Raw genomic sequence first — 11,444 nt, forward strand, 5'->3', positions numbered from 1 at the left:
GCTCGGAACCGCGAGGTACCGGCGCGGAGCGCGGTAGGGGGGTGCCGTGCCCGGTGGCCGCAACGGTGGCCGGGCCGTGCCGCGCGGACGGCCACGATGTCCGTGGCCGATCAGTTCTGCCAGCTCGCCCGGCGTGCACGACGGTTCCGTCCGTCGTGCCGCGGGGTGGGAACAACCCCCCTTTCGAACCGGACGAACAGCCGGGCCGCCCGAGGGGCGGGCGGTCCGCCGGACGAGAGGGACCGAACTCATGAGCTCCGTACTGCAGCCGGCGACCGCGGACCAGGATCCGCCGGCCGCCCGGAAGTACCGGCCCGTCTCCTCGCACCTGGCCATCGCGCCACCGGTGAGCGTGGTGATACCGGCCATGAACGAGGCGGAGAACCTGCCGTACGTCTTCAAGACGCTTCCCGACTGGATCCACGAAGTGGTCCTGGTCGACGGCAACTCCACCGACGGCACCGTCGAGGTGGCCCGCGCACTGTGGCGGGACGTGAAGGTCGTCGGACAGCGCGGCAAGGGGAAGGGGGACGCGCTGCGCGCCGGGTTCGAGGCCTGCACCGGCGACATCGTCGTGATGGTCGACGCGGACGGCTCGGCGGACGGCAACGAGATCGTCAGCTACGTCTCCGCGCTGGTCTCCGGCGCGGACTTCGCCAAGGGCTCCCGCTTCGCCAACGGCGGCGGCACCGACGACATGACCTTCATCCGCAAGCTCGGCAACCGGGTGCTGTGCGCCGTCGTCAACCGCAAGTTCGGCGCGCGGTACACCGACCTCTGCTACGGCTACAACGCCTTCTGGAGACACTGCCTGGACAAGATCGATCTCGACTGCACCGGTTTCGAGGTCGAGACCCTGATGAACATCCGGGTCGTCAAGGCCGGTCTGAAGGTGCAGGAGATCCCCAGCCACGAGTACCTGCGCATCCACGGCACCAGCAATCTGCGGGCCGTGCGCGACGGGTTCCGGGTGCTGGGAGTGATCCTCCAGGAGCGCTCCAACCGGCGTGCGCTGCGCCGCCGCCCGCACCGCTCCCCGCTGCTCGACGCGGGCCGGGAAAAGGTGTCGTGAGCGGTCCCGGCACCCCGGACGTCTCGGTCGTGATCTGCGCCTACACCGAGGACCGCTGGGAGGACGTCCTCGCGGCCGTCGCCTCCGTGCGGGCGCAGTCCCGGCCGGCCCTGGAGACCCTGCTGGTCGTCGACCACAACCGGGCCCTCCTGGACCGTCTGGGCGAGGAGTACAAGGATCCCCCGGACGGCGCCGTCGTGCGGGTGCTCGCCAACGCGGGCCCCCGCGGCCTGTCCGCCGGCCGCAACACCGGGATCGCCGCCTCGCGCGGGGAGGTCGTCGCCTTCCTCGACGACGACGCCGTGGCCGAACGCGACTGGCTGAGGTACTTCGCCGAGGCGTACGCCGACCCGCGCGTGCTGGCGGTCGGCGGGCGCACCGAGCCGGTCTGGGCGTCGGGCCGGCGGCCCCGCTGGTTCCCCGAGGAGTTCGACTGGGTGGTGGGCTGCACCTACCGGGGCCTGCCCCCCGGCCGGGTGCGGGTGCGCAACGTGCTCGGCGGCAACGCCTCCTTCCGGCGCGAGGCCTTCGACGCGGCGGGCGGCTTCGCCACCGGCATCGGACGCGACGGGAGCAGACGTCCGCTGGGCGGGGAGGAGACGGAACTGTGCATCCGCCTCAGCCGCGCCCGGCCCGACGCGGTCCTGCTGATCGACGACCGCGCGGTGATCCACCACCGGGTGCCCGGAGTGCGCGAGCGGTTCCGCTACTTCCGTACCCGGACCTACGCCGAGGGCCTGTCCAAGGCGCTGGTCGCCCGCAGCGTCGGCGCGGACCGGGGCCTGGAGTCCGAACGCCGGTACACCACGCGTGTCCTGCCGGCCGGGGTGGTGCGGGGACTGCGCGACGCGCTGCTCGGCCGCCCCGGCGGCGCGGGCCGCGCGGGGGCGATCGTCACCGGGGTGCTCACGGCGGCGGGCGGCTACCTGGTGGGGAGCGTGCGGGCCGGGCGGAGCGGAAGCACCTTCTCCGTGGTGGCCGCCGGCGAGGAGGGCGCCCGTGAATGACGTACGCGTGCCGATCCTCATGTACCACGCCGTGTCGGACCGTCCGAACGAGGCGACCCGTGCCCTGTCCGTGACCCCTAAGGCGTTCGCCGGGCAGATGGCGGCGATCGCCGGCCGGGGCCTCACCCCCGTCACCACCGCGGAGCTGGCCGCCCACTGGCGCTCGGGCCGTCCGCTGCCCGCGCGGCCGGTCCTGGTCACGTTCGACGACGGCTACGAGGGGGTGCACCGCCACGCCCTGCCGGTGCTGGCCGCGCACGGCTTCCCGGCCACCGTGTTCGTCTCCACCGGCTGGCTGCGGGGGCCGCACGACAACGGCGGCGCTTTGGACACCATGCTCGACTGGGACCAGGTGCGCGAACTCGCCGGCGCGGGTGTGGAGATCGGCGGGCACAGCCACAGCCATCCCCAGCTCGACCGGCTGGACGAGGACCGGCTGCGGTCCGAGCTGATCCTGTGCAAGGAGATCGTCTCCGACCTGCTGGGCACCGTACCCGCCTCGTTCGCGTACCCCTACGGCTACTCCAGCCGCCGGGTGCGCGAGGCGGTGCGGGAGACCGGGTACGCCCAGGCCCTCGCCGTCGGCAACGGCCTCGCCCGGCGCGCCCAGGGGCCGTACGCCCTGCGGCGGGTGACGGTGCGCCGGTCCACGTCCGCCGCCGACTTCGCACGGCTGGTCGAGGGGCGGTCCCTCGCCCGCGTCTTCGCCCGGGACCGCGCGCTGACCAAGGGCTACGCGGTGGTGCGCCGCGCCCGGCAGGCCGCACGGCCGACCGGCCGTCCGCGGGACTGAACGCACCCGGTCGCGGCGGGGCGGCCGGGGTGCGCGCACCGGGGGAAATCGGGTGCACGCGGCGCCCCGGTGACCGATCATGGCGGCATGTCCGCGCAACCGCACGACGCCCTGCCGATCCGGCTCAACGTCGACGACAGCGACTCCCCGTCCGATGTCGTCGACGCGCTGTTCCTCGGCCGCTTCGCGACGGGCGAGCAGCCGTACTCGCACGCCGTCAACATCGACCGGGTGCGCTCCGGCGCGACCCTGCTGCCCGCGGGGGCGCGGGTGCTGCGGCTGGCCAGGGACGACGACCGCAGCGCCACGCTGGCCGAGGGCGACGGCTGGACGCTGCTGGTCTCCCGCTGGAACCGGGGCGCCGACGTCACGGTCACCGCGATCAGCGACGAACTGGCGGCGCTGGTCCTGGAGGAGGCCACCGAGGGGGCCGCCGACGAGCCCGAACCGCAGCCGGACAACGTCACCATGGGCTTCTGGTACGTCTCACCGCGCCGCGGCCCGCACCGCACCACCCGGCAGATCTCGGCGGGCACCTGGGAGGAGATCCGGCCCAACTACACCGCGCCGGTGGCGGACGCCATGGACCGCCTGATGAAGACCACACCCGAGGACATCTCGGGCCGGCTGCTCCTGCTGCACGGCCCGCCGGGCACCGGCAAGACCTCCGCGCTGCGCACGCTGGCCCGGTCCTGGCGCGAGTGGTGCCAGGTGGACTGTGTCCTGGACCCCGAGCGGCTCTTCTCCGACGTCGGCTACCTGATGGACATCGCGATCGGCGAGGAGGACGCGGCGGGCAAGGGCCGCTGGCGGCTGCTGCTCCTGGAGGACTGTGACGAGCTGATCCGCGGCGAGGCCAAGCACACCGCCGGGCAGGCCCTGTCCCGGCTGCTGAACCTGACGGACGGTCTGCTCGGCCAGGGCCGCAACGTCCTGGTGGGGGTCACCACCAACGAGGACCTGGAACGCCTGCACCCGGCCGTGGTCCGCCCCGGCCGCTGCCTCGCCCGGATCGAGGTCGACCGGCTGACCCGTACCGAGGCGGTGCGCTGGCTGGGCCGTGAGGAGGGCGTCGGACGCGAGGGCGCGACGCTGGCCGAGCTGTACGCCCTGCGCCGGGGCACCTCCCCGACGGCGCTCCCGGAACCGCGCGGGGACGCGGACGCGGGCCTGTACCTGTAGGTGCTTGGATGGCGGTATGACCCTGTTCGTCGGGACGTCGGGGTGGCAGTACAAGGACTGGCGCGGGGCGCTGTATCCGGCCGGTCTTCCGGTGCGGCTCTGGCTGGAGGAGTACACGGCGCACTTCGCCACGGTCGAGATCAACAACGCCTTCTACCGGCTGCCGTCCCGGGAGACCTTCGAGTCCTGGCGTGAGCGCACCCCGCCGGGGTTCGTCGTCGCGGTCAAGGCGAGCCGCTACCTGACGCACGTCAAACGGCTGCGCGAACCGGAGGAGCCGGTGGAGCGCCTGATGAGCCGGGCGGCCGGACTGGGCGACCGGCTCGGTCCGGTCCTCCTCCAGCTCCCGCCCACGCTCCGCGCCGACCCGGCGCTGCTGCACGCGTGTCTGCGCCGCTTCCCGGAGTCGGTCCGGGTCGCGGTCGAGCCGCGCCACCCGTCCTGGTGGACCCCGCAGGTGCGCGCCGTGCTGGAGTCCCGGGGCGCCGCCCTGTGCTGGGCCGACGTGCTGTCCCGTCCCGCGACCCCGCTGTGGCGCACCGCCGACTGGGGCTACGTCCGCTTCCACCAGGGGCGGGCCCGTCCCTGGCCCCTCTACGGCCGCCAGTCCCTGCGCACCTGGCTCCACCGCATCGCCACGGCCTGGCCCGCGGACGAGGACGTCCACGCGTACTTCAACAACGACCCGAACGCGGCAGCCGTCACCAACGCCAAAACCTTCACCCACCTGGCCCACTCGACGGGCCTGACGACCGCACCCCCGGGGGCGCGGGGAACCGCGCGACCGGCCTGACGACCGCACCGCGGGGCCGCCGGGAACCGCGCGACCCGGCCCCCGCGGACCGGCGCCCGGGGTCAGGCCCCCGCCGCGACCGCGCTCACGGGTAAGCAGCCCGCAGGGCGTCCCGCACAGCGGCCAGCGCCTCCTCCTCCGAGCACCCCAGCCGCCGCGCCCGCGCCGCGTACTCCTGCCCCGCGGACGCCAGCTCCCGCTCCGCTCCCGCCCCCGCCGCGGCGACGAACGTCCCGTTGCGGCCGCGCGTCTCGATCACCCCGTCCGCCTCCAGCGCCCGGTAGGCCTTCGCCACCGTGTTCGCCGCCAGGCCGAGCGTCCCGGCCAGCCCCCGCACCGTCGGCAGCCGGTACCCCACCGGCAGGACGCCCGCGCGGGCCTGCTCGGAGATCTGCGCCCGCACCTGCTCGTACGGCGGCGCGCCGTCATCGATCCGGATCTTCAAGGTCACGGCCCGATTGTCCCGCACCGCACCCCGCCGGCGCACCGCCCGGAACGCCCCCACCGGCCGGAAAATGGGAGGCGTCCCCGGCCGCGTCCCCCGTAGCGTGCGCCCACATGACAGTGACCGTCCGCGATCTGCGCTCCGACGCGCCCGCCGACCTCGCGGGCTTCGCCCGCGTCCGGCAGGCCGCGCTGCCGTTCATCCTCGTCACCCCCGGTTCCCTGGCGCACGACCTGACCCAGCTGCACCCCGACGCCCACTACCGGCCCCTCGTGGCCGTGGCCGGCGGCGAGGTGATCGGCACCGCGCAGGTGCACCTGGCCCACGAGAGCTCCGAGCCGGGCCAGGGCAACCTCAACGTGTACGTCCATCCCGGGCACACCCGCCGGGGTGCCGGGACGCTGCTGGTCCGCGCCGCCGAGGAGCACCTGGCCGCGCACGGGGCGACGAAGCTGTTCGCGTGGGTGCTGGACCAGCCGGGCAACCGCGCCTTCGCCGAGGCGCACGGATACCGGGCGAGCCGCTCCGCCCACTTCCTCCGCCTGGACCTGGCGAACGGCACCCTGCCCCCGCTCCAGGACCCGCCGCCGGGTGTGGAGCTGCGCCCGGCGTCGGCCTTCGCCGCCGATCCGCGCCCGCTGTTCGAGCTGGACGCGGAGACGACGGCGGACGAGCCGAGCGACGTGGACACCGAGTTCACCGACTACGAGGCCTGGCTGGCGGAGACCTGGCGGCACCCGCTGTTCAGCGCCGAGCTGACCACGGTGGCGCTGGTCGACGGCCGGCCCGCCGCGTTCTCCGCGGCCCGGACGGACGGCGGCACCCGGTACGCCACGGGCATGACCGGCACCGCCCGCGCGCACCGGGGCCGGGGCCTGGCCAAGCTCGCCAAGAACGACTCCCTGCATCGGGCCCGCGCGGCCGGGTACACGGAGGCGTTCACGGGCAACGACACCGGGAACGGGCCGATGATCGCGATCAACCGGTGGTTCGGCTACGAGATCTGCGGGACGGAGGTGCGGTATGTCCGCGAACCCGGCTGACGGACCGGCGCGGGTGGAGGTCGTCCTCGTCAAGGCGGGACGGATGAAGATCCGCTACCCGGCCGAGCTGCTCGGCGACGACGGCACACGCGTCAGCGTGCGCGCCCCCTGGGCGGGACAGGGCGTGCGCGACTTCGGTTTCGTGCGCTTCGAGCCCGGTGACGTCTTCACGGAGCACTACTGGCGCGACCGGTGGTACTCCGTGAAGGAGGTCCGGACCTCCGGCGGCGCCCTCAAGGGGCACTACTGCGACATCACCCGCCCGGCGGAGCTCTCCGGCGGCCGGCTGGTCGTGGAGGACCTCGACCTGGACCTGTGGGTCTCCGCGGACGGCACGGACGTGCGGCGGCTGGACGAGGACGAGTTCGCGGCGAGCGGTCTGCTCACCACGGATCCCGAGGCGGCGGCCGCCGCGGTGGCCGCCCTCGACGAGCTGGACGCCCGGGCCCGCGAGGACGGGATTGGCACGCTGCTCGCCTGAGGGCGGCGGCTCACCCGGGGACCGCGAGCACCGCGTACCGCTCGTCGTCCACCTCCCGGCCCCACAGCGCCGCGTCCCCGGACAGGCGCTCCACGCCCACCCGTCCGCCGAGCGGCGCGAGGAGGGCGGTGAGCAGGTCCGCCGGTATGCCGGCGGGGCTCACCGTCCCCCACACGCCCTCGACCAGGACGAGCCGCCCGCCCGGCCGCAGCAGGTCCCGCCAGTGCCGCAGCGCCCGTCCCGGCTCGGGCAGGGTCCACAGCACGTGCCGGACGAGGACGGCGTCGTAGCGCTCCTCGCCGACCGGCGGGGCGGCGGCGTCACCGAGGAGGAACACCGCGTCCCGTCCGGCGAGCTTCCGCCGGGCCAGCGCCACCATCGCCGGGGACCGGTCGACGCCGGTGACCCGGTGCCCCTGCTCGGCCGCCAGCAGCGACAGACTGCCGGTGCCGCAGCCGAGGTCGAGGACGTCCCCGGGCGGTCCGGGCAGCCAGGCGCGCAGGCGCGCGGCCCAGGCGGCGCGCACCCGCGGGTCGCGCAGCCCGTGGTCCGGCTCCTCGTCGAAGGCCGCGGCCCGCGCGTCCCAGTCGACACCGTCCGTGCCCGTACCGTCACTGCCGATCGTGGTCATGGGTCCACGGTGACACCTGCCACTGACAATCGATTCGTGACCGCCGCCACAGACAGCCGGGGGCCGATGAGGAACTCTCCCCCGAAAGGTCTGCCTCCGTGAGAACGCGGAACCCGGTGGACCCCGAAGGAGGCAGTCATGCGCCGTGTCACCGTGCAGAAGCCCCCGGGGAAGACGGATACCCGCCGGGTCCGTGAGGAGGCCGACGAGCGTCCCGCGGGACGACCCGAGGTTCGCAGGGACGTCGCCCGCACCTGGTGGCCCGACGGCTGACCGCCCCCGCGCCGGCCTCGGTCCGCTTGCGGTAGTGGATCCGGTCGTGGGGCCCGGTGGCCCCGCGCTCGACGGCCTCGTGGCCGGACTTCGGGTGGATCCGCTGGTTCTCCCCCATCAGCGCGTTCGTGAAGAGCCTGACCTCGGGCAGCCGGAGCGCGCGGGCGCGGGCCTCCACGAACTCCAGCAGCCGCCGTCCCGCCCCGGTGCCCCGCGCCTCGGGGAGGACGGCGACGGTGTCCAGGTACAGGTGGTCCCCGCGCGGCTCGACCACGACCAGGCCGGTCACCCGCGCGGGGCCCGCCGCGTCTCCCGTCGGCGTCTCCGCCCGAACACCCGGCCCGCGGCCACGTTCGCCGCGTGGTCCGCCTCCATGGGCACGGATACCAGCCCGATGCGCGCGATGTGGGGCCGGAAGGCCGCGTCGACCACCTTCCGCACGCCGGGGACGCCGGCGGGGACGGCCGGGCGGATCCGCACGTCTGTCGTGCCGCGCACGGTACCTACCTGATCCCAGCCTGAGCACTCCCTTAACGCGGCCATAAGGATCTCCCTCCGGGGCCTTCGGCAGGCGATTCCACGGTTCCCCGCGGCTAGTTTCTGAGCCACCCCACGGGATCCACCCCCGGACATCTTCCGGGGACCACCGCTGTCGAGGAGTTGCTGCCCCATGTCCGCACGCCGCAAGGCCGCTGTCGCCGCCGTCGGTCTCGTCCCGCTCGCCCTGACCGGGCTGTCCGCCACGCCGGCGTCCGCGCACGGTTCGATGGGCGACCCGGTCAGCCGGGTCGCGCAGTGCTACGCCGAGGGCCCGGAGAGCCCCGCCTCGGCGGCGTGCAGGGCGGCGGTCGCGGCCGGTGGTACCCAGGCGCTCTACGACTGGAACGGCGTCCGTATCGGTGACGCGGGCGGACGCCACCAGGAGCTCATCGCCGACGGCAGGCTGTGCAGCGCCGGCAACGAGGCGTTCAAGGGCCTCGACCTGGCCCGCGCCGACTGGCCGGCGACGAGCGTGAGCAGCGGCTCGTACACCTTCAAGTACCGTGTGACGGCCCCGCACAAGGGGACGTTCAAGGTGTACATCACCAAGCCCGGCTACGACCCGTCGCAGCCCCTGGCCTGGGACGACCTGGACCTGGCGAACCCGGTGGCGACCTCCACCGACCCGGCCGCGTCGGGCGGCTTCTACACGTTCGGCGGGACCCTCCCCGAGCGCTCCGGCAAGCAGCTGCTGTACGCGGTGTGGCAGCGGTCGGACAGCCCGGAGGCGTTCTACTCGTGCTCGGACGTCACCTTCGGCGGCGGGTCCCAGGCGGGCGGCGGGTCCCCGGCGGGCGGGGACGCGGCCGGCGGTGAGACCTCCGGCTCCGGCGACACCCCCGGGGAGGCGGCGGTCCCGGCGCCGACGGCCTCCGCCCCGTCCGAGGAGCAGATCAAGGACGGCGCAGGGAAGTCGACCATCGAGAACCACGGGCACGGCGACGACGACCCCGGCACCTCGGCGAAGCCGGTGGCGGCGGGCGGCGGGCCGGCCCAGGACGCCACCGGGGACACGGACACCCCCAACCAGCCCAAGGCGGCCGGGGCCTCGCAGAACCTCGCGGAGACCGGTGGTGACTCCCGCACGCCCTACCTGATGATCGGCGGTGCCGCGGCGCTCGCGCTGGGCTCCGCGGCGCTGTTCGCCTCCGGGCGGCGGCGCACGGCGGCCGCGCGGCACGGCCGCTGACGGACTCGGGGGCCCTGTCCGGCGGCTCAGGCCGGACAGGGCCCCCGCACGTGTCAGCTGAACACCGAGGCGCAGGTGGTGGGTTTCGCGCGGGCCGGATCGAGGGCGTTGGCCACCTCGTGGAAGACGATCCGGTCGAACAGCCCGACCGCCAGGTGCTCGGACAGGTCGACCGGACATAGGTCCTGGAGCAGCACGTTGCGCACGTTCGGCCCGGTCAGGAAGGAGCTGCGGTACGGGGTGACGACCTGGTCGTAGCGGGTGGCGATGACGGTGTAGCGGACACCGGGCACGGTGTCGCCGCCCGCGTTGAGCCGGGTGAGGAAGTCGGAGCCGGCGACCTGGTCGGCGAGGGCGGGGGTGGCCTCGCTCAGCAGGTCCTCGGCGCCGGGGAAGTACGGCAGCAGCGCGGTGAGTCCGCCGAGCGTGGTGCCGTGGTTGCTGGGCGCGATGCCGACCAGGGCGTTCACCTCGGCCGCTCCGCCGAGGAACTTGAGGTAGTGGCGCGGCATCATGCCGCCCTGGGAGTGGCCCACGAGGTCGGCCTCGTCGGCACCGGTCGCGGCGAGCACCTTGTCGACGAAGGCGTCGAGCTGTTCGGCGGACTTTTCGACGGGGCCGAGACCGTGGAAGAAGGGGACACCGGGGAGCTGCCCGTAGTCGAGGGAGTAGACGCAGTAGCCGCGGTGCTTCAGGTAAGGCGCGAGGCCCAGCCAGTTGTCGACGGAGTTGCCGAGGGTGCCGTGGACCAGGACGACGGGGCGGGGGTGGGCGGCGGAGGGCACGCACGTGTAGTCGTTCCAGCCCGAGCTGGGTGCGGCGGCGGCCCGGGCGCTCGCGGCGGAGGGGACGGTGACGGCCGCGGCGGCCAGGAGGAACGCCGCCAGCGGTCTGAGCACCCGCTTCCAGTGCAGCATCGTGTGATCTCCTTGCGGGTCAAGGGGGAAGGGTGGGGTCCTACGCCCTGTGATCCGGATCACGAGGATGCTGTTCACTCGTCAAGTTACGGGCGAGTAGCCGCCGGAGTAAGTTACGGGTCGGCAAAAACTTCCGACACTCCCCCACACCCGGCCACCGCCGGGTGATAGTGCGTCACCAAGCGGGACGAATCGGCCCGCCGGGGACGATGCGCGGCAACGACGCGCGCAGCGCCCGCAGTTCCGGCTCCCCCAGCACCTCACCCCAGGCCCGCACCGCCTCCGCCGCCGCCTCCTCGGCCGCCCGGGTGCAGGCCCACCCCTCCTCGGTCAGCACCACCAGCCGCGCCCGCGCGTCCCCGGGGTGCGGGCGCCGCTCGGCGTACCCCTTGCGCACCAGCTCGTCGACGAGCTGGCTCGCGGCCTGTTTGGTCACCCCCAAATGGGCCGCCAGGTCGGTGACCGTCGCACCGTCCGGGGCGAGCCGGGTGAAGGCGAAGCCGTGCGCGGGCCGCAGCCCCTCGAACCCGCGGGCGGCCACCCCCTCATGGATGCGCCGGGTGAGGTCTCCGGCGACGGCGAGCAGGGCGGCGGACAGGGCCATGGCCTCGGAGTTCTGCACCAGCACATTCAAGCACCTTGACGAAATGGTCAAGCTGCTTGAGTATATGGTCAACCTACTTGACCATCAGGAGGAGCCCTCATGCCCGTCGTCCGCCCGTCCGAAGCCGTCGTCCACGAGATGCACGGCGTCCGCTTCGTCTCGCACGCCGCCCCCTCGACCGGCAGCAGGGAGCTGTGCGCCTGGCGGGGCGAGATTCCCGGCGGGACCCGGGCGCCCGCGCACACCGTCAGCCGGGAGGAGATCCTCCACCTGCTCGACGGCGAACTGCTGATCACCCTCGACGGCACGCGGCACCGGGTCACCGCCGGCGACACGGTGATCGTCCACCCCGGCGCGACCCTCGCCGTCGAGAACCCGGCCGACGAGATCGCCGTCTCCTGGGTCACCACCTCCCACGGCCTGGAGGCGACCCTGGCCGACGGCACGCGCATCGTGCCGCCGTGGGCCGGCTGA

The 11,444-nt window shown here is 74.2% G+C and carries 13 protein-coding genes and 1 pseudogene; 9 read left to right on the plus strand and 5 right to left on the minus strand.

Annotated features, from left to right (window positions below):
- Positions 1–250 precede the first annotated feature (250 nt).
- The 5 genes from IE118_RS26210 (at position 251) to IE118_RS26230 (ending at position 4,847) form a co-directional block, all read left to right on the plus strand.
- Positions 251–1,072, plus strand: coding sequence for a glycosyltransferase family 2 protein (locus tag IE118_RS26210; protein ID WP_189560510.1), 822 nt, complete (start codon positions 251–253; stop codon positions 1,070–1,072).
- Positions 1,069–2,079, plus strand: a complete 1,011-nt coding sequence (locus IE118_RS26215; RefSeq protein ID WP_189560511.1) for a glycosyltransferase family 2 protein — start codon at positions 1,069–1,071, stop codon at positions 2,077–2,079. The genes IE118_RS26210 and IE118_RS26215 overlap by 4 nt, the downstream gene beginning before the upstream one ends.
- A complete protein-coding gene (locus IE118_RS26220; RefSeq protein ID WP_229846940.1) occupies positions 2,072–2,872 on the plus strand; it encodes a polysaccharide deacetylase family protein in 801 nt (266 codons plus the stop codon). Before IE118_RS26215 ends, IE118_RS26220 begins: the two co-directional genes overlap by 8 nt.
- An 87-nt stretch (positions 2,873–2,959) precedes the next feature.
- On the plus strand, positions 2,960–4,054 hold the full coding sequence (locus tag IE118_RS26225) for a DUF5925 domain-containing protein (protein ID WP_189560512.1): 1,095 nt from the start codon (positions 2,960–2,962) through the stop codon (positions 4,052–4,054).
- Between the two features lie 16 nt (positions 4,055–4,070).
- Entirely contained in the window at positions 4,071–4,847 is a 777-nt protein-coding gene (locus IE118_RS26230; protein ID WP_189560513.1) for a DUF72 domain-containing protein, read from the plus strand.
- A gap of 85 nt (positions 4,848–4,932) precedes the next feature.
- Here IE118_RS26230 and IE118_RS26235 read toward each other — a convergent pair whose 3' ends face one another.
- Positions 4,933–5,298, minus strand: coding sequence for a GntR family transcriptional regulator (locus IE118_RS26235; protein ID WP_189560514.1), 366 nt, complete (start codon positions 5,296–5,298; stop codon positions 4,933–4,935).
- A gap of 107 nt (positions 5,299–5,405) precedes the next feature.
- On the opposite strand from IE118_RS26235, the gene IE118_RS26240 reads away from it, so the two are divergent.
- Positions 5,406–6,335, plus strand: coding sequence for a GNAT family N-acetyltransferase (locus tag IE118_RS26240; protein ID WP_189560515.1), 930 nt, complete (start codon positions 5,406–5,408; stop codon positions 6,333–6,335).
- Entirely contained in the window at positions 6,316–6,816 is a 501-nt protein-coding gene (locus tag IE118_RS26245; protein ID WP_189560516.1) for a ribonuclease FAU-1 family protein, read from the plus strand. Before IE118_RS26240 ends, IE118_RS26245 begins: the two co-directional genes overlap by 20 nt.
- Before the next feature lie 10 nt (positions 6,817–6,826).
- Here the strand turns inward: IE118_RS26245 and IE118_RS26250 are convergent, their stop codons facing one another.
- Both IE118_RS26250 and IE118_RS26255 read right to left on the minus strand, forming a co-directional pair.
- Positions 6,827–7,447, minus strand: a complete 621-nt coding sequence (locus IE118_RS26250; RefSeq protein WP_189560517.1) for a class I SAM-dependent methyltransferase — start codon at positions 7,445–7,447, stop codon at positions 6,827–6,829.
- A 295-nt stretch (positions 7,448–7,742) separates the two neighbouring features.
- Positions 7,743–8,263, minus strand: a pseudogene (locus IE118_RS26255) (GNAT family N-acetyltransferase); the annotation flags it as partial.
- A gap of 127 nt (positions 8,264–8,390) precedes the next feature.
- Between IE118_RS26255 and IE118_RS26260 the strand changes: the two are divergent.
- Positions 8,391–9,449, plus strand: a complete 1,059-nt coding sequence (locus tag IE118_RS26260; protein WP_189560518.1) for a lytic polysaccharide monooxygenase auxiliary activity family 9 protein — start codon at positions 8,391–8,393, stop codon at positions 9,447–9,449.
- Positions 9,450–9,502: 53 nt separating this feature from the next.
- On the opposite strand, the gene IE118_RS26265 is transcribed toward IE118_RS26260, so the two are convergent.
- Positions 9,503–10,366, minus strand: a complete 864-nt coding sequence (locus tag IE118_RS26265) for an esterase/lipase family protein (protein ID WP_189560519.1) — start codon at positions 10,364–10,366, stop codon at positions 9,503–9,505.
- A gap of 175 nt (positions 10,367–10,541) precedes the next feature.
- Positions 10,542–10,988, minus strand: coding sequence for a MarR family winged helix-turn-helix transcriptional regulator (locus IE118_RS26270; RefSeq protein WP_189560572.1), 447 nt, complete (start codon positions 10,986–10,988; stop codon positions 10,542–10,544).
- Between the two features lie 81 nt (positions 10,989–11,069).
- Here IE118_RS26270 and IE118_RS26275 point away from each other — a divergent pair, with 81 nt between their 5' ends.
- Positions 11,070–11,444, plus strand: coding sequence for a cupin domain-containing protein (locus IE118_RS26275; RefSeq protein WP_189560520.1), 375 nt, complete (start codon positions 11,070–11,072; stop codon positions 11,442–11,444).

The sequence above is a fragment of the Streptomyces pilosus genome (genome assembly GCF_014649835.1).
Lineage (GTDB): Bacteria > Actinomycetota > Actinomycetes > Streptomycetales > Streptomycetaceae > Streptomyces > Streptomyces pilosus.